The organism is Chryseobacterium sp. RLHN22 (assembly GCF_051011795.1).
Taxonomy (GTDB): domain Bacteria; phylum Bacteroidota; class Bacteroidia; order Flavobacteriales; family Weeksellaceae; genus Chryseobacterium; species Chryseobacterium zhengzhouense.
Window position 1 is genome coordinate 20,226 of the sequence record NZ_JBPCHW010000016.1, and the last position, 23,281, is coordinate 43,506.

General features: G+C 34.5%; 27 protein-coding genes. 26 read left to right on the forward strand and 1 reads right to left on the reverse strand.

Annotated elements, in window-relative coordinates; all coding sequences use genetic code 11:
• Window positions 1–51: 51 nt before the first annotated feature.
• The 20 genes from ACR1PN_RS15070 (at window position 52) to ACR1PN_RS15165 (ending at window position 17,244) form a co-directional block, all read left to right on the forward strand.
• Window positions 52–411 (forward strand): hypothetical protein, encoded by a 360-nt coding sequence (locus ACR1PN_RS15070; RefSeq protein ID WP_378178190.1) that lies wholly within the window; start codon window positions 52–54, stop codon window positions 409–411.
• A gap of 85 nt (window positions 412–496) precedes the next feature.
• A complete protein-coding gene (gene atpB / locus ACR1PN_RS15075) occupies window positions 497–1,573 on the forward strand; it encodes a F0F1 ATP synthase subunit A (protein WP_378178187.1) in 1,077 nt (358 codons plus the stop codon).
• Between the two features lie 41 nt (window positions 1,574–1,614).
• Window positions 1,615–1,824: an ATP synthase F0 subunit C gene (gene atpE, locus ACR1PN_RS15080; RefSeq protein WP_034675836.1), complete on the forward strand. Its 210-nt coding sequence runs from the start codon at window positions 1,615–1,617 to the stop codon at window positions 1,822–1,824.
• 83 nt (window positions 1,825–1,907) lie between these two features.
• Window positions 1,908–2,402: a F0F1 ATP synthase subunit B gene (locus ACR1PN_RS15085; RefSeq protein ID WP_433980713.1), complete on the forward strand. Its 495-nt coding sequence runs from the start codon at window positions 1,908–1,910 to the stop codon at window positions 2,400–2,402.
• Between the two features lie 2 nt (window positions 2,403–2,404).
• On the forward strand, window positions 2,405–2,944 hold the full coding sequence (gene atpH / locus ACR1PN_RS15090; protein WP_433980714.1) for an ATP synthase F1 subunit delta: 540 nt from the start codon (window positions 2,405–2,407) through the stop codon (window positions 2,942–2,944).
• 13 nt (window positions 2,945–2,957) lie between these two features.
• Window positions 2,958–3,446, forward strand: coding sequence for a hypothetical protein (locus ACR1PN_RS15095; protein WP_433980715.1), 489 nt, complete (start codon window positions 2,958–2,960; stop codon window positions 3,444–3,446).
• Window positions 3,447–3,477: 31 nt separating this feature from the next.
• Entirely contained in the window at window positions 3,478–5,055 is a 1,578-nt protein-coding gene (gene atpA, locus ACR1PN_RS15100) for a F0F1 ATP synthase subunit alpha (RefSeq protein ID WP_378178174.1), read from the forward strand.
• Window positions 5,056–5,141: 86 nt separating this feature from the next.
• Window positions 5,142–6,005 (forward strand): ATP synthase F1 subunit gamma, encoded by an 864-nt coding sequence (atpG, locus tag ACR1PN_RS15105; RefSeq protein WP_378178170.1) that lies wholly within the window; start codon window positions 5,142–5,144, stop codon window positions 6,003–6,005.
• A 96-nt stretch (window positions 6,006–6,101) separates the two neighbouring features.
• Entirely contained in the window at window positions 6,102–7,460 is a 1,359-nt protein-coding gene (locus ACR1PN_RS15110; protein ID WP_378178167.1) for a hemolysin family protein, read from the forward strand.
• An 11-nt stretch (window positions 7,461–7,471) separates the two neighbouring features.
• Window positions 7,472–7,777: an ATP-dependent Clp protease adaptor ClpS gene (locus tag ACR1PN_RS15115; RefSeq protein ID WP_378178164.1), complete on the forward strand. Its 306-nt coding sequence runs from the start codon at window positions 7,472–7,474 to the stop codon at window positions 7,775–7,777.
• A gap of 165 nt (window positions 7,778–7,942) precedes the next feature.
• On the forward strand, window positions 7,943–8,557 hold the full coding sequence (udk, locus tag ACR1PN_RS15120; protein ID WP_378178161.1) for a uridine kinase: 615 nt from the start codon (window positions 7,943–7,945) through the stop codon (window positions 8,555–8,557).
• Between the two features lie 2 nt (window positions 8,558–8,559).
• Entirely contained in the window at window positions 8,560–8,916 is a 357-nt protein-coding gene (locus ACR1PN_RS15125) for an FtsB family cell division protein (protein WP_433980716.1), read from the forward strand.
• Between the two features lie 144 nt (window positions 8,917–9,060).
• Window positions 9,061–10,224, forward strand: a complete 1,164-nt coding sequence (locus ACR1PN_RS15130; RefSeq protein WP_433980717.1) for a methylmalonyl-CoA mutase family protein — start codon at window positions 9,061–9,063, stop codon at window positions 10,222–10,224.
• Window positions 10,217–11,365 (forward strand): class I SAM-dependent methyltransferase, encoded by a 1,149-nt coding sequence (locus ACR1PN_RS15135; RefSeq protein WP_433980718.1) that lies wholly within the window; start codon window positions 10,217–10,219, stop codon window positions 11,363–11,365. Before ACR1PN_RS15130 ends, ACR1PN_RS15135 begins: the two co-directional genes overlap by 8 nt.
• Window positions 11,366–11,462: 97 nt before the next feature.
• Window positions 11,463–11,753, forward strand: coding sequence for a hypothetical protein (locus tag ACR1PN_RS15140; protein ID WP_433980719.1), 291 nt, complete (start codon window positions 11,463–11,465; stop codon window positions 11,751–11,753).
• 144 nt (window positions 11,754–11,897) lie between these two features.
• Entirely contained in the window at window positions 11,898–13,277 is a 1,380-nt protein-coding gene (locus ACR1PN_RS15145) for a dipeptidase (protein WP_433980720.1), read from the forward strand.
• A gap of 133 nt (window positions 13,278–13,410) precedes the next feature.
• Window positions 13,411–14,439, forward strand: coding sequence for a T9SS type A sorting domain-containing protein (locus ACR1PN_RS15150; protein ID WP_433980721.1), 1,029 nt, complete (start codon window positions 13,411–13,413; stop codon window positions 14,437–14,439).
• Between the two features lie 79 nt (window positions 14,440–14,518).
• On the forward strand, window positions 14,519–15,226 hold the full coding sequence (locus tag ACR1PN_RS15155) for an SDR family oxidoreductase (RefSeq protein ID WP_433980722.1): 708 nt from the start codon (window positions 14,519–14,521) through the stop codon (window positions 15,224–15,226).
• Between the two features lie 200 nt (window positions 15,227–15,426).
• A complete protein-coding gene (locus ACR1PN_RS15160; RefSeq protein WP_378178134.1) occupies window positions 15,427–16,173 on the forward strand; it encodes an electron transfer flavoprotein subunit beta/FixA family protein in 747 nt (248 codons plus the stop codon).
• Between the two features lie 123 nt (window positions 16,174–16,296).
• Complete coding sequence (locus ACR1PN_RS15165) at window positions 16,297–17,244, forward strand: electron transfer flavoprotein subunit alpha/FixB family protein (protein WP_433980723.1); 948 nt, start codon at window positions 16,297–16,299, stop codon at window positions 17,242–17,244.
• An 18-nt stretch (window positions 17,245–17,262) separates the two neighbouring features.
• Here the strand turns inward: ACR1PN_RS15165 and ACR1PN_RS15170 are convergent, their stop codons facing one another.
• Window positions 17,263–17,472 (reverse strand): hypothetical protein, encoded by a 210-nt coding sequence (locus tag ACR1PN_RS15170; protein ID WP_433980724.1) that lies wholly within the window; start codon window positions 17,470–17,472, stop codon window positions 17,263–17,265.
• A gap of 52 nt (window positions 17,473–17,524) precedes the next feature.
• Between ACR1PN_RS15170 and ACR1PN_RS15175 the strand changes: the two genes are divergently transcribed.
• The 6 genes from ACR1PN_RS15175 (at window position 17,525) to ACR1PN_RS15200 (ending at window position 23,141) form a co-directional block, all read left to right on the forward strand.
• Window positions 17,525–18,124 carry a bifunctional nuclease family protein gene (locus ACR1PN_RS15175; RefSeq protein WP_378178125.1) on the forward strand — a complete coding sequence of 200 codons (600 nt, stop codon included), beginning with the start codon at window positions 17,525–17,527 and terminating at the stop codon, window positions 18,122–18,124.
• A gap of 18 nt (window positions 18,125–18,142) precedes the next feature.
• On the forward strand, window positions 18,143–19,525 hold the full coding sequence (locus ACR1PN_RS15180) for a nucleoside permease (RefSeq protein WP_433980725.1): 1,383 nt from the start codon (window positions 18,143–18,145) through the stop codon (window positions 19,523–19,525).
• 207 nt (window positions 19,526–19,732) lie between these two features.
• Window positions 19,733–20,707: a zinc metalloprotease gene (locus ACR1PN_RS15185; RefSeq protein WP_433980726.1), complete on the forward strand. Its 975-nt coding sequence runs from the start codon at window positions 19,733–19,735 to the stop codon at window positions 20,705–20,707.
• 107 nt (window positions 20,708–20,814) lie between these two features.
• On the forward strand, window positions 20,815–21,369 hold the full coding sequence (locus ACR1PN_RS15190; RefSeq protein WP_433980727.1) for an RNA polymerase sigma factor: 555 nt from the start codon (window positions 20,815–20,817) through the stop codon (window positions 21,367–21,369).
• Window positions 21,335–22,033: a hypothetical protein gene (locus ACR1PN_RS15195; RefSeq protein ID WP_433980728.1), complete on the forward strand. Its 699-nt coding sequence runs from the start codon at window positions 21,335–21,337 to the stop codon at window positions 22,031–22,033. Before ACR1PN_RS15190 ends, ACR1PN_RS15195 begins: the two co-directional genes overlap by 35 nt.
• A 31-nt stretch (window positions 22,034–22,064) precedes the next feature.
• The gene (locus ACR1PN_RS15200) at window positions 22,065–23,141 is read left to right on the forward strand and encodes a hypothetical protein (RefSeq protein ID WP_433980729.1); all 1,077 of its coding nucleotides are present in this window, start codon (window positions 22,065–22,067) and stop codon (window positions 23,139–23,141) included.
• Window positions 23,142–23,281: the final 140 nt, after the last annotated feature.

Genomic DNA, 23,281 nt, shown 5'->3' on the forward strand with positions numbered 1-23,281 from the left:
ATTACATGAGCATATTGATAAATTTTGTTAGTTTTGCAGCCAATGGAAAAAATGATTGTTGTTTTAAAAGGATTGGGATTGTTTCTGCTGATTTCTGCAGTGCTGTTTGTTTTGCAGTGGCAGCTGGCGGAAAATAATGTTGTGGTGCTCAATTATAAAATCCATGTTCTTATATTTTTTATTACGCTGATTAGTTTGTTAACGATTTTGATTGTTTTTGCACTCGAAAAAAAGAATATCATAGGATTTATTTTTCTTGGGTTCGTCGTTTTTAAATTTTTCGCAATGGGTTATATTGCTGTGTTTCAGAAAGAATTTAGACTGAATATTGTGCCTTACTTCGTACTGTACTGGATTTACCTGTTGGTGGAAGTAATTTTCGTACTTAAGTTAGTCAAAAAACAAGACTAATATCATGTAATATAAAATTGAAGAATTACTAAAAATCGAATAAAAATTTATATTTTTGCAAAAATTTTAGAAATAAAGTCTAGTCATGAGTTTTAAAAAACTGTTAATCGCCCTTTATCTTCTTGTTTTCTGCTTTTCTTTTGCAGAAACTCACGAAGGTACTGCGGAAACTGCAAAGGATGAAAAGTACAATCCGGTTCCATTTATTATGCACCACATTTCGGATGCACACAATTGGCATCTTTGGGGTGAGGGTCACAATTCTGTAGGAATTTCTTTACCTGTAATTCTTTGGGATAACGGTTTAAAAGTTTTCAGTTCTGAAAAATTCGGACACGAAGAAGAGAAGGTTGCTGAAGTAGACGGAAGCTTCTACAAAGTACACCATAACAAAATTTATTCTACAAATGCTGCTGGTGATTTAGAAATGCATGACGGTCATCCAACGAATGCTCAGCCATTAGATTTTTCTATCACTAAAGTAGTTGCTCAGATGATTTTGGCAGCGGTGATTTTATTAATCATTGGTTTTGCTTCTGCAGCGAGTTATAAAAAATCTCAGGTTCCTTCAGGAATTGCAAAATTCATCGAGCCGATTGTGGTTTTTGTAAGAGACGATATTGCTTTACAGAACATCGGATCTGTAAGATATAGAAAATACGTTCCTTATTTGGTTACATTATTCTTATTTATTTGGGTTCTAAATATTTTAGGATTGCTTCCGGGAGCTGCAAATACAACAGGTAACATTGCATTTACAATGGTTCTTGCAGTATTTACTTTATTAATCGTAAACTTAAGCGGTAGAAAAACATATTGGATGCACATGTTTGATCCATTGGGAAGCAACATGCCATTCGCTGGAAAAATCTTGGTATATATTATATTAGTACCGGTAGAATTATTAGGAATTATTACTAAACCTTTTGCATTGATGATCCGTCTTTTTGCTAACATGACTGCAGGACATATCATTATCATGAGTTTGATCGCATTAATCTTCATTATGCAGACTTATGCAATTACTCCGGTGTCATTAGGTTTATCATTATTCATTTATGTATTGGAAGTATTGGTAGCGGCTTTACAGGCTTATATCTTTACCATGTTGACCGCATTATTTATCGGGTCGGCTGTAGAAGAGCCACACCACGATCATTAATTAGAATTAAATTATAAAACAACTTTTTAAATTATAATATTATGACAGGTAGTATCGCAGCAATCGGAGCTGGTTTAGCAGTTCTAGGTGTAGGATTAGGTATTGGTAAAATTGGTGGAAGCGCAATGGAAGGTATTGCAAGACAGCCAGAGCAATCAGGAAAAATCCAAACTGCAATGATTATCGCAGCAGCTCTTATTGAGGGTGCTGGTCTATTCGGTATCGTAGTAGCGTTACTAGGAAACGGATAGTAAACAAACAGAATTCTACAAACGGTTGGTTTGTAGAATTCTTTTAAAAAAGTTAAAACAAATTAAAAAATAATTGATATAAAATGGAATTATTAACTCCTTCAATTGGTAACATATTCTGGACAGCTGTAGTATTTTTATTATTAGTAGTTCTTCTTAGATCTTTCGCTTGGAAACCAATCCTTAGTGCAGTAAAAACAAGAGAAGATAATATTCAGGATGCTCTTAATCAGGCTAAATTGGCTAAAAAAGAGATGGAAACTCTTAAATCGGATAACGAAAGAATTATGCGTGAAGCTAAAATCGAAAGAGATGCGATCTTGAAAGAAGCCAGAGAAATTAAAGACAGAATTGTAGCTGAAGCTAAAGAAGCTGCTAAGTCTGAAGGAGATAAATTAATCGAAGCTGCAAGACAGACAATCAATGCTGAGAAAAATGCTGCAATGGCAGACATTAAATCTCAAATTGGTACTTTATCTGTAAACATTGCAGAATCTATCCTGAAACAAAAGTTGGACAACACTGAAGCTCAGAATGAGTTGGTTCAGAATTATTTAAACAAATCAAATCTTAACTAAGAATGCTTACATCTAAAGTAGCTAAAAGATACGCACAAGGTCTGCTGGATTTCACAAACGAATCCGGACAAACTGATGCTGTTTTTTCAGAAATGAAAGATGTTGTAAAGATCATGTCTGAATCTGCAGATTTGAACAAGTTTTTTCTGACACCTTACATTGATGCAAAAAAGAAAACTGAAGTTGCCGGCGAAATTTTTAAAAGTTTCTCACCGGTTTCTCAGAATTTAATTAAGCTGATTATCAAACACGGAAGAGAAAATCAGCTTAAAAATATTGCTCAGCAATTCATCAATAAAGTTGAAGACATCAAAGGAGTTCAGAGAATTACTTTGACGACGGCAACCCAGATTTCTAATGAAAACATTCAGCAAATCTTAAGATCTACAGATCTTGTCAACCAAAACGCACAATTTGATCTTGAACTCAATGTAAATCCTGCTATTTTAGGAGGTTATATTTTAAGAGTAGGAGACCAGCAGGTTGATGCCTCGGTAAAATCAAAATTGAATAAGATTAAAAAAGACTTTCAGTTAAATTAAAACACAAATAACGATGAAAAAAATATTATTAGGAGCTTTGCTTATCGTTTCTTGCTTTGCTTTTGGGCAAAAAATTAAAATTAAGAAGAACATTGTCTTTGTTGATAACAAAGAATGGTTATTTGCTGAGAAAGATAATGTTTCAGATTATTCAATTTATGATAATAGTAAGAACGAAATAATATTCATAAAGTATATTATTCAGGATTTAACTAGTAATATGATTTTCAATAATGATTCTAATAATCCAAATTATTTTCGTGTAAAATTTATTGGAACAGATAAAACAATTGAAATAAGGCAGTTACCTGAAGATATTTTGAAAGTTATTTATAAAGCTAATATTTTTAATTCTGATTTTTCATTTAATTTAGATAAACTAAATATTTTAGTTGATAAATATGGCAATGACTTTTCAAAAAGAATTAAAAATAATAATCAAACAGTTATTATTCAAGAGTCAAGACCAAGAAACGGTTTTAATATTAGTTTAGGAAAATAATTAATTATTTAAAAAGAAAAACAACCATACAATGGCAGAAATAAATCCGGCAGAAGTATCTGCGATCTTAAAACAGCAATTGGCCAACTTCGATACTCAATCAAACGTTGAAGAAGTAGGTACAGTTCTTACCATCGGTGATGGTATCGCTCGTGTATACGGGTTAGAACACGTACAATACGGTGAGTTGGTGAAATTTTCAAGTGATGTAGAAGGTATCGTACTAAACCTTGAAGAAGACAACGTGGGGGTTGCTCTTTTAGGTGAAAGTAAGTCTGTAAAAGAAGGCGATACCGTAAAAAGAACAAACAGAATTTCTTCTATCAAAGTAGGAGAAGGGATGTTGGGTAGAGTAGTAGATACTCTTGGTAACCCTATCGATGGTAAAGGTCCTATCACTGGGGATTTATACGAAATGCCATTAGAAAGAAAAGCTCCCGGAGTTATCTACAGACAACCGGTAACTGAGCCTTTACAAACAGGTATCGTTGCAATTGACTCTATGATTCCGGTAGGAAGAGGTCAGAGAGAGCTTATCATTGGTGACAGACAGACAGGTAAAACGACTGTTGCGATTGATACGATCATCAACCAAAAAGAATTTTATGATGCTGGTCAGCCAGTATATTGTATATATGTTGCAATCGGGCAAAAAGCTTCTACAGTAGCTCAGATTGTAAAAACTTTATCTGATAAAGGGGCGCTCGCTTATACCGTAATTGTAGCAGCTAACGCTTCAGATCCGGTTCCGATGCAGGTATATTCTGCAATGGCAGGTGCATCTATCGGAGAATATTTCAGAGATTCAGGAAGACCGGCTTTGATCGTTTATGATGATTTATCTAAACAAGCGGTTGCTTACCGTGAGCTTTCTCTTCTATTGAGAAGACCACCGGGTCGTGAGGCTTATCCTGGAGACGTTTTCTATCTTCACTCAAGATTATTGGAAAGAGCTGCAAAAATTATCGCTGATGATACTATTGCAAGCCAGATGAACGATTTACCTGAATCTTTAAGACCTTTGGTAAAAGGTGGCGGTTCATTAACGGCACTTCCGATTATTGAAACTCAGGCAGGTGACGTTTCTGCATATATTCCAACAAACGTAATCTCTATTACAGACGGACAAATTTTCTTAGAGTCTGATCTATTCAACTCAGGGGTTCGTCCTGCAATCAACGTAGGTATTTCTGTATCGAGAGTTGGAGGTAATGCTCAGATCAAATCAATGAAAAAAGTTTCTGGTACGCTTAAATTAGACCAGGCTCAATATAAAGAATTGGAAGCGTTTGCTAAATTCGGTTCTGATCTTGATGCTTCTACTTTAGCAGTTATTTCTAAAGGAGAGAGAAACGTTGAATTGTTGAAGCAGCCAGTAAATTCTCCACTTCCTGTAGATAGCCAGGTTGCTATGATCTATGCAGGTACAGAGAACTTATTGAGAAATGTTCCGATCAACAAGGTAAAAGAATTCCAGATTGAGTATATCTCTTTCCTTAGATCTAAGCACCCTGAAACAATGGCTGCAATTAAAGCTGGGAAAATCGATAACGATATCACAAGTGTTCTTAAGCAGGCTGCTAACGATTTAGCATCTAAATATAACTAAAAATTAGTTGATGGTTTTTGGTTGGTAGTTGATAGAAATTTCTAAAAACTAACAACCAACAACCGACAACCAACAACTAACCCAATATGGCAAACTTAAAAGAAATACGAGGAAGAATCAGTTCAATTTCATCTACGATGCAAATCACAAGAGCGATGAAAATGGTTTCCGCTGCGAAACTTAAAAAAGCTCAGGATGCGATCGTAATGTTAAGACCTTATTCTGAAAAACTTCAGGAGATCATCCAGAATGTAAATTCTAGCTCAGATCCTGATCAGGTTTCTGTTTATGCTCAAAAAAGAGAAGTAAAGAGAGTGCTTTTCATTGCTGTAACTTCAAACAGAGGTTTGGCTGGTGCTTTCAACTCTTCTGTGGTGAAAGAATTAAACCACCAGTTTCAGAATAATTCTCAGTACGAAATTGAAGTTCTTACCATCGGTAAAAAAGTTTACGACGCAATAAGAAAAAATCGTACTGTATTTTCAAACGAAAGTGCCGTTTTTGATAATCTGAATTTCGAAAAGGTTTCCAACATTACGGAAACTGTCATGAAAAAATTCTTGAATGGCCAATTTGATGAAGTATATTTAATTTATAATAAATTCATCAACGCAGCTACTCAGGAAGTAATTACAGAGCAGCTTTTACCTATTTCAATGGCTGAAACTGAAGATAATGAAGTAGAAACAGATTATATCTTTGAACCAAACAGAAACGAGATTTTAGATAATTTGATTCCGAAATCGATTAAAACTCAGGTTTTCAAAGCTGTTTTAGATTCTGTAGCTTCAGAGCACGGTGCGAGAATGACGGCAATGCATAAAGCAACCGACAACGCTCAGGCTTTGAAAAATGACTTGGTTATTTTCTACAACAAAGCAAGACAGGCTGCTATTACAAACGAAATCTTAGAGATCGTTTCAGGAGCAGAAGCTTTGAAAAATTCGTAATAAAATACTGAAAAAATATAAAGCACCGAGATCATCGGTGCTTTTTTTGTTATTATTATTTTGTATATATTTGTATAATAAATTATAATTTTCTAAATGGACTCGGACATAGTCAGGCTTTTGCTGGCCTTATTTCTTGTATTACTAAATGGCTTTTTCGTAGCCGCAGAATTTTCAATTGTTAAAGTTCGTTATTCACAAATTCAGTTAAAAGCTGCAGAAGGAGATTCTATGGCAAAGCAAGCTGAACATATCATTAAACATCTTGATGAATATCTTTCTGCAACACAGCTTGGGATCACTTTGGCTTCTCTTGCTTTAGGTTGGGTAGGTGAAAGTGCCATGCATCACGTTATTGATAATCTTTTTCATTCATTAAACATTAATCTTGCGGAAGCTACAGTTACCACAATTTCTCTTGTTCTTAGTTTTCTGATTATCACCGTAATGCATATTGTCTTTGGGGAATTGATTCCAAAATCGATTGCCATTAGAAAAGCAGAATCAACCACTATGGCAACTGCGGTTCCATTGAGGGTTTTTTACACAGTGTTCAAGCCTTTCATCTGGTTGATGAACTTAATGTCAAATGGTTTTTTAAGATTAATAAAGATACATCCTGCTTCCGAACAGGAAATTCACTCTACAGAGGAACTACAGCTTCTGGTAAAACAATCTGCAGACAGTGGAGAAATTGAAGAAGAAAACTATGAAATCATCAAAAATGCATTTGATTTTACCGACCATTCGGCAAAGCAGATCATGGTTCCGAGACAGAATATAACCTCTATCGATTTTTCTGATGACCTGAATGCGATTATTGATAAGATCATGGAAAGCGGATATTCAAGAATCCCGGTCTATGAAAATTCGATTGATAATGTCATCGGTGTTTTCTATTCCAAAGAAATTATCAGGGAATTTGTAAAAAGAAAAGGAGAACTTAATCATGATGATTTAAGAAATCTGATGCGTGAGTCGTTCTTTGTGGTAGGAAGTAAGAAAATTTCAGATCTGTTGAAGATTTTCCAGCAGAAAAAGCAGCATTTGGCGATCGTTATTGATGAATTTGGAGGAACTGAAGGAATTATTACTCTTGAAGATATTTTAGAAGAATTGGTAGGAGAAATTCAGGATGAAGAAGATGATGAAGAAAAGTTAGTTGACCAAGTCGGTGAAAACACCTATTGGGTAAAAGCTACTCAGCCTTTGGATGAAATTAACGAGTCTTTGCCCAAAAAATTACCATTATCAGAAGAAAGTGAGTATAATACTTTAGCGGGATTTATTTTGCATGCCTTGGAAGATATTCCTGAAGAAAACCAGGAATTTGATTTGGAAAATTATCATTTTAAGATCTTAAAAATGAATAATAAGAGCGTCGAGATGGTTGAATTAAAATATAATGGCCCCAGCAATTTAGTCGACGATATTTTAGATAAATTAGACGTTTAAACAATAAGTAAATGTTTTTTTATAACAGCATAAAAGATTATGAAAATCCAAAAAGACAGTATGAAGAAGAAGTCTTGGTTTTGGATGAAACAGATGAAGTTTATAAATTAATTCTGCATAACGACGATATTCATACTTTTGACGAAGTGATCGAAGCGTTAATTGAAATCTGTAAACATGATTTCATTCAGGCAGAACAATGTACAATGCTTGTACACTATAAAGGCAAATGCACGGTAAAAACAGGGTCTATGGAATTGTTGAAGCCTATGCATGAAAAATTAATTTCACGAAGCCTAACAAGCGAAATCGTATAAAAACAGACTCCGGCAATTGTCGGAGTTTTTTTTGCTAATTTTCAATTCAATGTTTAAACTTAGATCTTTACTTTTTTCCAAAATCAGGCATCCATCACCCAACTTCCCGCATCCAACTTTTAAATAAAATACTATCTTTGTAAAAACTCTAAAGAAATAAACAGAATGCTTGTAATAGGAATTGCCGGAGGAACTGGTTCGGGCAAAACTACCGTTGTTGATAAGATCATCCAACAGCTTGATATTGATGGAATGAATATGCTTTCTCAGGATAATTATTACCATGATAACCATAATCTTACCCTTACAGAAAGAGAAGCTTTAAATTATGATCATCCAAAGTCGATTGATTTTGATTTGCTTATTGAACACGTACGGGCTTTAAAAAATAACCAGCCGATTGAACAGCCTATTTATAGCTTTGTAACGCACGGAAGAACCGGAGATCATGTCACAGTAGAACCCAAAAATGTTTTGGTAGTGGAAGGAATCCTGGTTTTGACCAATAAAGAATTATTAAAAGAATTCGACTTAAAGGTATTTGTTCATGCTGATTCAGACGAAAGACTGATCAGGAGGATTAAAAGAGATACACAGGAAAGAGGACGTGATCTGAACGAGGTTTTGCACCGTTATCAGACGACTCTGAAGCCCATGCATCAGGAATTCATCGAGCCTTCAAAAAACGAAGCCGATTTAATTATTCCGAATATGAGACAGAATTCTGTCGCGATTGATTTTTTAACTACGGTGATAAAAAATTCATTAAGAAAACACTAAAAATGGCAGAAAAAGAGCTTATAAAAGACATCAAACCAAAATCGGAGACGTTTAAATTTATTCAGCAGTATATTCTGAATAAGTATGTGATTACGATTTTTCTTTTTTTTGTGTGGATGATTTTCTTTGATAAAACTTCTTTTTTGGTAATTCATGAGTTGAATGGCGAGATCAATAAATATGAAGAGCAGCTCGATTATTATAAATCAGAATACGAAAAGAATGATAAATTCTACAAGAAGCTGATGAATAATAAATCCGAAAAAGAAAAATACGCCAGAGAAAATTACTTTATGAAAAAGCCCAACGAAGAAATTTTCATTCTCGTTGTAGACAGTGCAAATATTGCCAAAAAATAATTTTTTAAAGTGAATTGTGAATAGTCAATTAGCTTCGCTGTCAATTTTTAATTTAAATGTAAATATAATTGTCAAATTTTTGTCAATTCAAAATTCACTTGTGAAACAAAACTGACGATTGACAATCACAAATATACATATTCAATGTCAAATACCGAAACCTTCTCAAACTGGGAAAATCTTGTTAAAAAACAGCTTAAAACAGAGGATATTTACACTATTCTGAAAAAAGAAAATTTAGAAGGAATTGATGTAAAACCTTTTTATGATTCTGTTGAAAAACCAATGTCGAACCTTCCGAAAGTTGAAGAAAGTACACATTTAGTTGCCAATTACCATGAAAGTCTGGAAGACGATGTTTTTGCATTTTTATTGAATAAAAATGTTGAAAACCTGGTAGGAAAAACGGTTTTTATAAACAACAAAGATTTAGCAGAACATATCAGCCCGCAGGATGAAGATCAATATTTTTCGCTGATTGATGTTTTTGATGAAAAAAATGCTGAAATTAATGATCAGCTGGTGAAGGAACTTTTGGCAAAAGATTTCAAAAGAAATATTTGTGTAGATATTTCGCTTCATCAAAATGCAGGAGCGGCAATCTATCAACAACTAGGAGTTGCTTTAGCAAAAACTAAAGAATTAATTGAAGTTTACGGAGCTGAAATCATTAGTAAATTAATTTTCAGAATTGCTGTTGGAGGGAATTATTTCTTCGAAATGGCAAAAATTCGTGCTTTTAAACTGGTCTTTAATCAGCTTTCAAAAGAATATGATTTAAACGAAATCCCTTATGTTTTTGCGGAAACTTCATTAAGGAATAAAGCAATTTATGATAACGAGAACAATCTGATTCGCTCTACTTTAGAATTGGCTTCGGCAATGATCGGTGGTGCAGATGCAGTGTACAGCAACAATTATCTGGTTGAAAAAAGTACTGACAATTCTGAAGAAATTTCTTTTAAGCAACAAATTGTTTTGGCTTATGAAAGTATCATCAATGTTTTTGAAGATGCTTCAAATGGCAGTTATTATATTGAGGACATTACCAATAAGATTGCAGATAAGTCTTGGCGATTATTTGTTGAAATCGAAGAAAACGGTGGGTATCTTGAACTATTAAAACAGGGAATTATCCAGAAAAAAATTTATGATCAGGCTATAGAAGAGCAAAAATGGGTTCAGGAAGGAAAAATCAAACTTATTGGTGTGAATTTATATCCAAAATTAGAAGTCAAAAAATCGATTGAGGAATTATATAACCCAAATGAAATAAATGCGGTTCGTTGGGCGGAAATGTATGAATAAATTTATATTACAAGAGGATATTCAAAAATACTTCAATGCAAATCTACATTCAGATTTGCATTCTTTGTTATTAAAAAAATCTCCGTTTCCTGAAGTTTCGATACAGGAAATCGTTCAGCAGATCAAAGGAAAACAGGTTGCCCAAAAGAAATTTCCTTTTCTTTTGCTGGATGGAATTGTTTTTCCACCTCAACTCAATCTGGAACAATCTTCTTCTGACAAAACCGCAGTCTACAAATCAAAAATTTTAGGAGGCAAGAAATTCATCGACTTAACGAGCGGTTTTGGGATCGATGCCTATTATTTATCTGAAAATTTTGAAGAAATTACTTTGGTTGAGCAGAATAATGAACTTTTAGAAATTGTTGAACATAACTGGAATGTTTTAGGTAAAAAAGCAAGGTTCATCAATCAGAAACTGGAAGATTTTCTTCAGCATAATAAAGAAACTTTTGATGTTATTTACCTTGATCCGGCAAGAAGAGATCAGAATAAAAACAAAGTTTTCCTTTTGGAAGATCTTTCACCAAACATTTTGGAAATTCAGGACAAACTGCTTTCTATTTCAGATAAAGTTATTATCAAGCTTTCTCCTTTAATTGATTTAAAATATCTGATTTCTGTTTTAAAAAATATTTCAAAGATTGAAATCATTGCAGTTAAAAACGATGTGAAGGAGATTGTAGTTTTTCTTTCCAAAAGGTATTCAGGAGAAATGATATGTACTTGTGTGAATCTCGAAACTGATGAAAAGACATTCAGTTTTAAAATTAATGATGAGATGAATGCATTTGCTGAATATTCTGAGCCGGAGAAATTCATTTATATTCCAAACAATACCATTCTGAAAGCAGGGATTTTTAATCTGATTTCTGAATATTTTAACCTTAAAAAACTTCATCCGAACACCCATCTGTATACTTCTGAAATAAAAATTGATGATTTTCCAGGAAGGATTTTCGAAATGGAAGTGATTGATTCGAAGCATATTAAAAAGAATGAACAGTTTAATTTGATTTCGAAAAATTATCCTTTAAAACCTGAAGAAATTAAAAAAAAATATAAGTTGAAAGACGGCGGAGAACGCTATCTTATTTTTACACAATCCAAAAAAGGCAAAATAATATTAAAATCAGTATAAAAATGTTGCTGAAAAATGCAATATTTCTTACTTTTGGGCAATTAAAAATTCAGGAATTGAATAATTCCTACTGATCTTAAAAAAATAAAATCTGCATATGAAAAAATTAGTTCTATGTTTAGCTCTTGCAACGGTAGCGGTAAGCTGTAAGAAAATTCAGGCTGGAGGAAATAAAAATATTATCAAGCTTGAAGAAGGCACAGAAAGATATTCGGATGATGAGCAAACAAGCGGTCATGAGGAAGATCTTTCGAAAGGACATGGAGAAGCTGGTCATGGAGCTTACGAGCCGGCAGCGGTTGCTCCTAAATCAGACAGCACAGCGACTGAAAAATCTGCTGACGTTAAAACTACAGGTTTGGAAAAACCTTCTGCTGAACAGCACTAATTTTTCTGGAATAAAGAAATATAAATCCTGCAATTTTGCAGGATTTTTTGTTTTTAAAAGATATAATCATTCAAAATAAATTATAAACCTTTTTGTTTGTGGTGACCCGACAAATTTTTTAATTTTAACAAAATTTAATTTACAATGCAAGAAACATTAAATTACATCAACGAAAACAAACAGCGTTTTGTTGATGAATTGTTTGAGTTACTTAGAATTCCTTCTATTTCTGCCGATCCGGCTTACAGCAACGACGTTTTAAAATGTGCTGAAGTTTGTGCAGAACACCTTAAAAACGCAGGAGCAGACAATGTAGAAGTTTGTGCTACCAAAGGATATCCTATCGTTTTTGGTGAAAAACTAATCGACGAAAAACTTCCTACCGTTTTGGTCTATGGTCATTATGATGTACAACCTGCAGATCCTTTAGAATTATGGAAAAAACCACCTTTTGAACCTTACATCGAAAAAACCGAACTTCATCCTGATGGAGCCATCTTCGCAAGAGGTTCTGCAGATGATAAAGGACAGTTTTTTATGCAGATTAAAGCTTTCGAAGCAATGATGAAAACAAATACTCTGCCTTGTAATGTGAAATTTATTTTGGAAGGAGAGGAAGAAGTAGGTTCTGTAAGTTTAGGAAGCTGGGTAAACGAAAACAAAGATAAACTTTCCTGCGACTGTATCTTAATTTCTGATACGCATATTTACAGTAACGAACAACCTACTGTTACAACAGGTTTAAGAGGTTTGAGCTATGTGGAAGTAGAAGTTGAAGGGCCGAACAGGGATTTGCATTCAGGTCTTTATGGCGGAGCGGTTCCAAACCCGATTCATGTTTTATCAAGAATGATTGCAAAATTGATCGATGATGACGGGCGTATTACGATTGATGGTTTTTATGACAACGTAGAAACTGTTTCTGACGAAGAAAGAGCTGAAATGAACAAGCTGAAAGATAATCCTGCTGAATTCAAGAAATCCATTGGCTTAAACGATGTGGAGGGAGAAAAAGGGTACACCACTTTAGAAAGAACTTCCATCCGCCCTACCTTAGACTGCAACGGAATTTGGGGCGGTTATACAGGAGAAGGTGCAAAAACCGTTATTCCATCTAAGGCTTTTGCTAAAATCTCAATGCGTTTGGTTCCTTATCAGACTCCGGAAGAAATTACAGAAAAGTTCACCAAATATTTCGAAAAAATTGCCCCGGCAAATGTAAGAGTAAAAGTTACTCCTCATCATGGTGGAATGCCTTATGTTTTACCTACAGATACGAAAGAATATTTAGCTGCTAAAAATGCAATGCAGACTGCTTTTGGAAAAGAAGTTTTCCCTTACAGAGGTGGTGGAAGTATTCCGATAACCTCAATGTTTGAGCAGGTTTTGGGAGCAAAATCCGTATTGATGGGCTTCGGATTAGATTCTGATGCCATTCACTCTCCAAATGAGCACTACGGCTTGTTTAATTTTTATAAAGGAATTGAAAGCATTCCGTTGTTTTTTGAAAATTATTCAAAGTAACAAAAGTGAATTATTTACCAAATAATAATCCTCGAGAAGTTTTTCTTGAGGATTATTTTTGTTTTTAACATTTTTTTTAGTTTTTGTATTTAATCTTTTATTATATTTACGCTAAAATATTAAATTAAGTTTTATGAAAAAAATTCTATCTTCTTTATTGTTGGCTTCGGCAACAATGACGATTTTTGGACAAGTTCAAGTACTTGTAAATGAAAACTTTAATACATTAACTGCTGGTAATTTAGGAACTGATACCACAGGAGCAACAGCAGGTCAGAATTCTTGGTTGACTCTAAATGGGACAAATGCAAATTACCAAATAGCTACTATTGATGCGGCACATGGACAGTCACTAAACATTACAAGTGGAAACGGATACGTGGCTACTTCTAATCCTAATAATAGAATTGCAGCAAGATTAACAACAGTTACGGCTACTGCTTCTAATAATATTATACAAGCTACAGCGGATATATATACAGGTTCATCTACTGGGGCTGGTGAATATAGATTTGCAGTAGTAGGTACAATAGGAAGTGCTACAACTAGTACTACTATTGGAGGTTTTACATTTAATGTAGCTACAAGAAAATTAAACGGATTGGGAACTTTTTATAATGCTACCAGTGTACCAACTCTTTACTTAGCTTTTGCAGATGCAACAGCACCTGTTTTACCGGTAAATTCTTGGGTAACGGTGAGCTTTACATATAATAAAACTACCGGAGCAATGTCTTGGTCATGGCCAGGAGGCGGAGGATCTATCAGTACAGATCCTGATCAGATTACAGGAATGGTTGCAAAAGATATTTATCTTCAAAATCTTACTGCAACAGGAAATACAGTAAGTAACACTGTAGGATTTGATAATATTCTTGCACAATTTGGAAGCAGTTCTACGTTGTCAATAAGCGATGTAAACACTGTTCAGGCAAATAAAAGAAATGCTATTTCAATTTACCCTAATCCAACTACAGATGTATTAAACATCAAAGCAGATTCAAAAATCAATGCAGTTTCTATAGTAGATCTTACTGGTAGAAAAGTAAATGTAAAATTAGAAGGTGACAAAGTTGATGTAAGAGGTCTTTCTGCAGGAACTTATCTTATTAATATTGAAACAAAAGACGGTATTTCTACAGAGAAATTCATAAAAAAATAATTTACTGATAAATCTTAGTATAATAAAACGCTCCAAATTGGGGCGTTTTTGTTATTTTAGAGTTTTAAATATTAAATCAATGGTAGAAAATAAAGTTGCGTATATCACAGGAGGAACAAAAGGTATAGGATACGGAATTGCAAAAATTTTGCTTGAAAATGGTATTTCAGTGGCTTTTTCGGGAAGGAAAAAAGAGGATGTTGAAAAAGCTGAAAATGAATTGAAACAATATTCTCCAAATGTTTTAGGAATTGTTTCTGATGTTAAAAATCTTGAAAACGAATCTGATGCTGTTAAAAAAACCACCGAAAAATTTGGAAAATTAGATTTTGTCATTGCAAATGCAGGTTTGGGGATTTTTAAACCTGTTGACGAGCTTTCACCAGAAGAATGGAATGATATGATTGAAACCAATCTTACCGGAGTTTTTTATACTTTAAAAGCTTCAGTAGAAGAATTAAAGAAAACCGAAGGTTATTATATTACAGTCTCGAGTTTAGCCGGAGCAAATTTCTTCGAAAACGGAACGGGCTACAACGCCTCAAAATTCGGTGTCGTAGGCTTTACTCAGGCGGCGATGATCGATCTGAGAAAATATAATATCAAATCTACCGTAATCATGCCTGGTTCTGTAGCGACAAATTTCAACGGAAACATTCCTTCCGAAAAAGATGCTTGGAAGATTCAGCCGGAAGATATGGGAAATCTCGTATTGGATATTTTAAAAATGAATCCAAGAGTTTTACCGAGCAAGATAGAATTTAGAGCAACAAAACCAAACTCTTAAAACATATAATGCGCTGAATAATAATTAAATAAGTATTATGCATGCATAATATATTTTTTATTTATATTAGCAAAGTTAACTCAAACAAAAAAAGCTTGTTTTAATCACTTGATTATGAATAGGCAAAACAGAAAATATATATAATAAGTATGAAACTGTGAGGTTACATATGACAATTAAAATAAAATATAAAGCAACATATGAAAATATTAGTTTGTATCAGTAGTGTTCCGGATACTACTTCAAAAATTAACTTTACGGCAGATAAGTCTGCATTCGACAAAAACGGAATTCAATGGGTAATCAATCCGCTTGATGAATTTGCTTTAACAAAAGCTATCAAGTTACAGGAATCTCAGGGGGCAACGGTAACAGTAATCAACGTTGGTGATGCTGTAACTGAGCCAGTGGTGAGAAAAGCTTTGGCAATCGGAGCAAACGATGCAGTAAGAGTAAACCTTGATCCTAAAGACAGTTTTTCAACGGCTAAAGAAATTGCGGCTGTGGCTCAGAATGGAGGTTACGATTTAATTCTTTGCGGTAAAGAATCAATCGACTATAATGGTGGTTCTGTTCCTGGGATGGTTGCTCAGTTGTTGAATCAGCCTTTTGTAAACGCATCAGTTGGTTTGGAAGTAAATGGAAGCGAAGCGACTGCGGTAAGAGAAATTGAAGGAGGTAAAGAAACGATTTCAGTAAAATTACCTGCTGTAATTGCTGGTCAGAAAGGTTTGGTAGACGAAAAAGACTTGATTATCCCGAACATGAGAGGAATTATGTCTGCAAGAACAAAACCTCTACAGGTAGTAGAACCGTCTTCATCTGAGGTGAAAGTTCAGGGAGTTTCTTATGATTCAGTTCCTCCAAGAGCAGCCGTGAAAATGGTTTCTCCGGATAATTTAGATGAGTTGGTAAGACTTCTTCACGAGGAAGCAAAGGTTATTTAATAACCAAGTAAAAAGTAAAAAGATTCAAGTATTGTGATTGTGAATTTAAATCTCAAATTTCAAATGTCAAATCTCAAATCTCAAATTTTGAACATTAAACCTTAAACTTTAAACAAAATTAAAATGGCAGTATTCGTATACGCAGAAAATATAAACGGAGTTTACAAAAAAGCGGCTTTCGAAGCGGTTTCTTATGCTAAAGCAGTAGCTGATCAGGCGGGAGATACCGTAACGGCAATTTCTGTAAACCCAACAGATGCTTCAGATATTTTATATAAATATGGAGCAACAAATGTAATCAGCATCAAAGACGAAGGTCTTAAAAATTTCTCGGCCAAAGCTTATGCACAGGCGGTAAGTGAAGTTGCAAACGGAAACATTATTGTTTTCCCTCACACAACAGACGCTTCTTCTGTAGCACCCATGTTGGCGGTAATGAAGAATTATTCCTTAATTACCAACGTTTTGGAGGCTCCGGAAAGTCAGTCTCCGTTCCAAGTAAAGAGAAAAGCTTTTTCAGGAAAAGGCTTCATGCATGCGAAAGCTGAAGGGGCAGGAGTTATTTTAACAGTTTCTCAAAACGCTTTCGGGGTTAAAGAAAATGCAGTTTCAGGTTCTGAAGAAGTGAAAAATCTTTCTGTTGATAATGAAGATACCAAGGTAATCTCTCACGAGCAGAGTTCAGGTAAATTAGACCTTAAAGAAGCAGAGATCGTGGTTTCTGCAGGTAGAGGAATGAAAGGTCCAGAAAACTGGGGAATGGTAGAAGATCTTGCCAATACTTTAGGTGCTGCAACAGCTTGCTCAAAACCGGTTTCAGATATTGGTTGGAGACCTCACACAGAACACGTTGGACAGACAGGAAAAGCGATTTCTCCCAACCTTTACATCGCAATCGGTATTTCAGGTGCAATTCAGCATTTGGCGGGTGTAAACTCTTCTAAAACAATTGTTGTAATCAACAGTGATGCAGAGGCTCCGTTCTTCAAATCGGCAGATTACGGTGTTGTAGGTGATGCATTCCAGATCATCCCTGCATTGACAGAAAAAATAAAGGCGTTGAAAGGCTAATCAGTTTTTCATCCATAATTAAACTTCCGGGATAATTATTATTTCGGAAGTTTTTTTTGTCGGTTGTTGAGTTTTATTTAAAGCAGTTTCTCTATATGTATTAGGGCAGCTTTTTCCGTCTTCCGCTCCCGCTTTTTTGCCGCTCCCTTCGGTCGCGACAAAAAGAGCTCCGCTCAAGCCGGGCTGCAAAGACATTAATACAAAAAGACAACAAAACAAAACAGTCATAAAATTTAAAAATAAAAAGTACAGATAAAAAAATACGATTATCTTTGTAGTTATGGATTATAAACAGCTCATCATACGCGGAATATCGTACAGCCAGACCCAATCTGGAGCTTACGCATTACTTTTGGAACATGAAGAAACTAATATTAAATTACCCGTTGTTATCGGGAATTTCGAGGCACAATCCATTTCTTTAGGCCTTGAAAAAGACATTCATCCGCCGCGTCCGCTTACCCACGATTTGTTTACAAAATTTATTGTTTCTGCCAATTATCAGTTGGTTTCGGTTATTATTTATCAGATTGTAGACGGCGTTTTCTTTTCAAATATCAACTTCAAAAATTCAGAAACACAGGAAGAGCTGATTCTGGATGCAAGAACTTCAGATGCTGTGGCAATGGCGGTACGTTTTGATGCGCCTATTTTTACGACACAGCAGGTTTTAAATGAAGCGGGAATTTTGCTTGAACTGGAGGAAGTCGCAAAAGAAGAACAGACGTTTTCAGAAACTGTAGCAGCTGAAGACAACCTTAAGTCTGCTTCTATGGAAGAATTGCAAAAACTTTTAGAGGATGCCGTAAAAGAAGAAGATTTTGATACTGCACTTGAAATTCAGGAAGAAATCAAAAGGCGTAAAAAGAAAATAGATTAGAGATATTATACTTAAAAAATGAATTTAAAACTACGATTGACCGTCCTTAGTTTTCTGCAGTTCTTCGTTTGGGGAGCTTGGCTGATTACGATGGCGAATTTTTGGTTTGGTACAAAGCAGTGGGACGGAACGCAATTTGGTGCGGTTTTCGGTACAATGGGAATTGCTTCTATATTTATGCCGACCATTACCGGGATTATAGCAGACCGTTGGGTAAATGCCGAGAGAATATTTTCAGCATTGCAGATTCTTTACGGAATAACGCTTTTTATACTTCCACACAGTACAGATCCCAACTCGTTCTTCTCGGTAATGCTTGTTGCTATGTGCTTTTATATGCCGACCATTGCACTTGCCAATTCAATTTCTTATACTGTGCTTAAGAATAGCAATTTAGACGTTGTAAAAGATTTTCCTCCGATCAGGGTTTGGGGAACTGTTGGTTTTATTGTTGCCATGTGGATTACCAATCTTACAGGGAATAAAGCAACAGAAGGTCAGTTTTACATTGCAGGAGTTGCAGCAATTATTCTTGGAATTTATGCTTTAACGCTTCCAAAATGTCCTCCACAAAAGTTAATCGATAAAGATGCGCCATTATCTGAGCAGTTTGGCTTGAATGCTTTTAAACTTTTTAAAAACTATAAAACGGCATTGTTCTTCTTGTTTTCCATGTTGCTTGGTGCTGCTTTACAGCTTACAAATGCTTATGGAGATGTGTTTTTGAGTGAGTTCTCTCATTTTCCGAAATATGCAGACTCTTTTGTAGTGCAGAGATCTACAATTATTATGTCTATTTCTCAGGTTTCTGAAACTCTGTTCATCCTGGCAATTCCTTTTTTTCTAAAGAGATTTGGGATTAAATATGTCATGCTTTTCTCGATGTTTGCATGGGTTCTCAGATTCGGATTTTTTGCTTACGGTGTTCCGGAAGGCTATGGATTAGGTTTAATCATCCTTTCTTGTATTGTTTATGGAATGGCTTTTGATTTTTTCAACATTTCGGGTTCTCTTTTTGTGGAGACAACCACAGATAAAAAAATACGTTCTTCCGCGCAAGGATTATTTATGATGATGACGAATGGTTTTGGGGCTGTTTTCGGAAGTTATATCGCAGGATGGGCAATCGACAAATTCTTTACCCACAAATTTACTACTGCTTTAGAATTATCTTCATATCTTCAGACCACACCGGATAATCAGTCTTTTTTAGACATTCTGAAGAATAGTTTCAATTCTACTGTCAATTCAGATGGTAGCTTATCGGCAGTTGTGATGATGAAAGATTGGCATAATATCTGGCTTTCTTTCGCTGCATATGCATTGGTTTTGGCAATTCTTTTTTGGGTATTGTTCAAACATAAACATGATCCTAATCAAATTAAAGAAGTAAATCATTAAACTTATTATTGATAAGATATATTTAAAATGCACCTTCAAAAGAGGTGTATTTTTTGTATGAAAGCTTAATTTCATAAGATAATTCACAATTTTAATATTTTTTTTAATAAAATATTTTGTGGTATCAAATAATTGTTATATTTGTTTAAATTTTGTTATTTACTTGTGAATAATTAAAATATTTAACATAATTAACACGATATTAATATGAAAAAGACAATTTTTATGCTGGGAATAGTTTCTGCTATTTTGGCTGGCTGTGAATCTGATGAGAAGATTGAAAGCCTATCACAGGAAAATAATACGACAGATGTTGCGGCTCGGAGAAGTTGTGCGTCTGATGAGGTTTTAAAAGAACAGATGGCCAAAGATCCGGAATTGGCAAGAAGAATTTCGGATATTGAAGTTTTTACCCAAAGAAAACTTAATGAAAACTTTGAATCCAGACTTGTAAACGGTGTTATTGAAATTCCCGTTGTTGTAAACGTCTTATACAGAACTGCAGCAGAAAACATTTCACAGGCCCAGATTCAGTCGCAGATTGATGTTTTAAATAATGATTTTAATGCTACAAACAGTGATTATAATAATGTTCCTGCGCTTTTTTCTAATGTAAAAGCAAATGTGGGAATCAGATTCGTTTTAGATCAGGTAGTAAGAAAGTCTACGAAAAAAACTTCCTGGGGAACCAGAGATGCAATGAAAAAATCTGCTCAGGGAGGTTTATCACCAATATCACCTACAACAAAACTTAATTTATGGGTATGTACAATTGGTGGCGGTATTTTGGGATATGCTCAGTTTCCTGGAGGATCAAGTGCAACCGACGGAGTGGTTATTGATTCTAAATATTTAGGAACAACAGGTACAGCAACCTATCCTTACAACTTGGGTAGAACAGCCACTCACGAGGTAGGTCACTGGATGAACCTACGACATATTTGGGGAGATGCAACTTGTGGAACAGACTATTGTAATGATACTCCATCACACAATACAGCTAATTACGGAGCTCCGGCTTATCCGCATTACAGCACATGTACAGGAAATCCTGTAGAAATGACAATGAACTACATGGATTATGTTGATGACAGGGCAATGTTTATGTTTTCTGCAGATCAAAAAAGCAGAATGCTTGCAATTTTCCAGGCAGGCGGCCCAAGATATTCTTTTGCTCAATAGCTGATTCATCATATATTGATATTGCACTTTTGAAAAAAAGTGCAATTTTTTTTTACTTTTAGGCAACCATTTTCAAACTTCCCGGTCTTATAGATAGAAACTAATCAATGAAGCATTTAGAAGAGAATTTTAAACTTGCCAAAAAACAGGATAGGAGAGCCCAGAAAGCTCTTTACGAATTGTTTTCTGCTAAAATGCTGGCAATTGCAAATTCTTATACTAATAATCTACACGATGCTGAAGATATTCTGATGAATTCTTTTTTGAAATGTTTCAGCAAAATAAATGATTGTAAAGAATGGAAATCTTTTCCATTCTGGCTGAGGAAAATCGTGGTCAATGATTCGATAAACTTTGTCAGGAAAAATAAGAATATTCTGTATGCAGATATAGAAATTGCAGACGATTATTCTGAAGAAGAAATAAACGAAAGTCTGAATGAGGTCAATATAGAAGAAATTTTTTCTCATATGCCGACAGGTTACAGATTGATTTTTAACCTCTACGTATTTGAAGAACGGAAGCATCAGGAGATTGCTGAAATTCTTAACATTTCCGAAGGAACCAGTAAAAGTCAGCTCAGCAAAGCCAAAAAATGGATTGTTGATTATTTAAAATCAAAAGAAAATGGACAAAAAAATACTGAAACAATTAAAAGCTGATTACGAGGAGCTTAATATAAAGCCTTCTGTCAATCTTTGGGACCAAATCGAGGATCAGTTACAAGGGCGTGATGAAACGGTGCGAAAACCTTTATTTCAGTGGTGGAAGTATGCTGCGGTTGTCCTGTTGTTGATCGCTTTTGGCAGTATTTTTTATTTTAATTCTGGTAAATTTTCAAAATCTACACAAACAATTGCGGTCAGAAGTACGGAAGATGAAAATTTAAACCCATCAAAAGCTTCTGAGATTATCGCTAATTCAGCTAATCCAGAAACAAAATATGATGTTGGGATTAAAATGATACCTGAAAAAGCAAATTCTATAAAAAAATCTGAGGAGGCAGTTGAAGAAAGATCGATTACAGAAGAAGTTTCCGTTTCTAAAAATTTAGCAGTTATACCTGAAATAGACATTAAACCAGAAGCTGAATTTGGCAAAATCAAGCAGGAGACTACAGAATCACCTCAGTTGGTAGTGACAGAAAAGCCTTCAAAAGTAAAATACGTTACGGCAAATGATCTTATTTTCCAACGAAAATACAGCATAGAGAAAAATGATAAATCTAATGAAAATACAAAAAGACTTGGGATTATTATGATTAATAAAATTAATGCCCCTGAAGTTATAACCATTTTCAACAGCTCAAACAGTACAAACGAATAATAATCATTTACATATGAGACAAAAAATATTAATGGCAGGATTTTTTATGATCCTGTTCTCATTCAGCTATTCCCAAAATAAAGAAACGCTGAGAAAACAGATGGAAAGATACACAAATAAGATCGACAGTCTTGTAATAGAAGAACGCAATAAAATGAATGCTGAATTCGATGTGCTTGAAAAGAAAATGAAGGCAGGTGAGATTTCAGAAAGTGAAATGAATGAACAAAAAAACACAACGGCAATTCGATATGAAGCCATTATTAATGATGAAATCAGCAAACAAAAAGACGAGTATGAAGAAATTACAGGGAAAACTGTAAGAAGGGCTCTTTTCAAAAAAAACTCTACAACAAAAAATAATCTCTTCAGAACCGCACGAGGAGCGTTACTTGATCTTACTTTCGAACAGCCTCAATATGATGAACCTGAAGATCCTAAAAACTATTTGCAGAGTTTTGGCTATGTTGCAGGAATTTCTGTAATAAATTATAGCGACAGCAATTTTTTTGATTTTTCTAAAGGTAAGGATCTTGAAAATTCTCTTACCGCAAACTTCTCTGTACGTTACGAAAATCAGCTGGGTAAAACTACAAGTCCTGTTTTCTATCGCCTTGGTTTGGGTTGGAGATTTGATACAACTGTTCCTACAAACAACAGAATTTTTGCACAGGATGACAAAAACCTTTACATTACCGAATTTACAGGAAATAATTTTAAAAATGCATGGCTGAGAACAGACTATATCTATGTTCCGGTAGAAGCTATTTTTGTATTAAATCCTAAATACAAAGATTATAACGGAATAAAATACATCGATAATACCAAAAAACAGCTTCGTGTAGGAATAGGACTTTACGGGGGAGTAAAAATAAATGACAGACTTCACCTTCAGTACAAAAACGAATTCGGAAACAAAATGTATATTCGTGAAGGAGTTTCTAGAGGTTTGAATCCTTTTATATTCGGCGGTAAAATTTCAATAGAATATTTCGGATTCAATATTTATGTAATGAAAGATTTTACGTCTGTTTTCAACAATGAAGCGTTGATTAACAGCAAAAAATCCATACAGATCGGAATAGATCTTTGGGCTTTAACCTTCTGATAAATAATAGATAATATGAATATTAAACATACTTTTTTGAAGTATGTTTTTTTTTGTACTTTGGCATTTGAGAAAAAAAGAAAAAATGCATCCGAAAATTATCAGTTTGAAAACTTAATTTATTGCATTTTATGGAACTC

Excerpts from the sequence above, each read along its gene's own strand:
- ACR1PN_RS15180 (WP_433980725.1), top strand. The coding sequence starts at position 18,143 with ATGAATTTAAAACTACGATTGACCGTCCTTAGTTTTCTGCAGTTCTTC.
- ACR1PN_RS15125 (WP_433980716.1), top strand. The coding sequence starts at position 8,560 with ATGGCAGAAAAAGAGCTTATAAAAGACATCAAACCAAAATCGGAGACG.
- ACR1PN_RS15185 (WP_433980726.1), top strand. The coding sequence starts at position 19,733 with ATGAAAAAGACAATTTTTATGCTGGGAATAGTTTCTGCTATTTTGGCT.
- atpE (WP_034675836.1), top strand. The coding sequence starts at position 1,615 with ATGACAGGTAGTATCGCAGCAATCGGAGCTGGTTTAGCAGTTCTAGGT.
- ACR1PN_RS15145 (WP_433980720.1), top strand. The coding sequence starts at position 11,898 with ATGCAAGAAACATTAAATTACATCAACGAAAACAAACAGCGTTTTGTT.
- atpG (WP_378178170.1), top strand. The coding sequence starts at position 5,142 with ATGGCAAACTTAAAAGAAATACGAGGAAGAATCAGTTCAATTTCATCT.
- atpH (WP_433980714.1), top strand. The coding sequence starts at position 2,405 with ATGCTTACATCTAAAGTAGCTAAAAGATACGCACAAGGTCTGCTGGAT.
- atpA (WP_378178174.1), top strand. The coding sequence starts at position 3,478 with ATGGCAGAAATAAATCCGGCAGAAGTATCTGCGATCTTAAAACAGCAA.
- ACR1PN_RS15190 (WP_433980727.1), top strand. The coding sequence starts at position 20,815 with ATGAAGCATTTAGAAGAGAATTTTAAACTTGCCAAAAAACAGGATAGG.
- ACR1PN_RS15140 (WP_433980719.1), top strand. The coding sequence starts at position 11,463 with ATGAAAAAATTAGTTCTATGTTTAGCTCTTGCAACGGTAGCGGTAAGC.
- ACR1PN_RS15085 (WP_433980713.1), top strand. The coding sequence starts at position 1,908 with ATGGAATTATTAACTCCTTCAATTGGTAACATATTCTGGACAGCTGTA.
- ACR1PN_RS15110 (WP_378178167.1), top strand. The coding sequence starts at position 6,102 with ATGGACTCGGACATAGTCAGGCTTTTGCTGGCCTTATTTCTTGTATTA.
- ACR1PN_RS15195 (WP_433980728.1), top strand. The coding sequence starts at position 21,335 with ATGGACAAAAAAATACTGAAACAATTAAAAGCTGATTACGAGGAGCTT.
- ACR1PN_RS15130 (WP_433980717.1), top strand. The coding sequence starts at position 9,061 with ATGTCAAATACCGAAACCTTCTCAAACTGGGAAAATCTTGTTAAAAAA.
- ACR1PN_RS15165 (WP_433980723.1), top strand. The coding sequence starts at position 16,297 with ATGGCAGTATTCGTATACGCAGAAAATATAAACGGAGTTTACAAAAAA.
- ACR1PN_RS15095 (WP_433980715.1), top strand. The coding sequence starts at position 2,958 with ATGAAAAAAATATTATTAGGAGCTTTGCTTATCGTTTCTTGCTTTGCT.
- ACR1PN_RS15135 (WP_433980718.1), top strand. The coding sequence starts at position 10,217 with ATGAATAAATTTATATTACAAGAGGATATTCAAAAATACTTCAATGCA.
- ACR1PN_RS15200 (WP_433980729.1), top strand. The coding sequence starts at position 22,065 with ATGGCAGGATTTTTTATGATCCTGTTCTCATTCAGCTATTCCCAAAAT.
- atpB (WP_378178187.1), top strand. The coding sequence starts at position 497 with ATGAGTTTTAAAAAACTGTTAATCGCCCTTTATCTTCTTGTTTTCTGC.
- udk (WP_378178161.1), top strand. The coding sequence starts at position 7,943 with ATGCTTGTAATAGGAATTGCCGGAGGAACTGGTTCGGGCAAAACTACC.
- ACR1PN_RS15175 (WP_378178125.1), top strand. The coding sequence starts at position 17,525 with ATGGATTATAAACAGCTCATCATACGCGGAATATCGTACAGCCAGACC.
- ACR1PN_RS15150 (WP_433980721.1), top strand. The coding sequence starts at position 13,411 with ATGAAAAAAATTCTATCTTCTTTATTGTTGGCTTCGGCAACAATGACG.
- ACR1PN_RS15170 (WP_433980724.1), bottom strand. The coding sequence starts at position 17,472 with ATGACTGTTTTGTTTTGTTGTCTTTTTGTATTAATGTCTTTGCAGCCC.
- ACR1PN_RS15115 (WP_378178164.1), top strand. The coding sequence starts at position 7,472 with ATGTTTTTTTATAACAGCATAAAAGATTATGAAAATCCAAAAAGACAG.
- ACR1PN_RS15070 (WP_378178190.1), top strand. The coding sequence starts at position 52 with ATGATTGTTGTTTTAAAAGGATTGGGATTGTTTCTGCTGATTTCTGCA.
- ACR1PN_RS15155 (WP_433980722.1), top strand. The coding sequence starts at position 14,519 with ATGGTAGAAAATAAAGTTGCGTATATCACAGGAGGAACAAAAGGTATA.
- ACR1PN_RS15160 (WP_378178134.1), top strand. The coding sequence starts at position 15,427 with ATGAAAATATTAGTTTGTATCAGTAGTGTTCCGGATACTACTTCAAAA.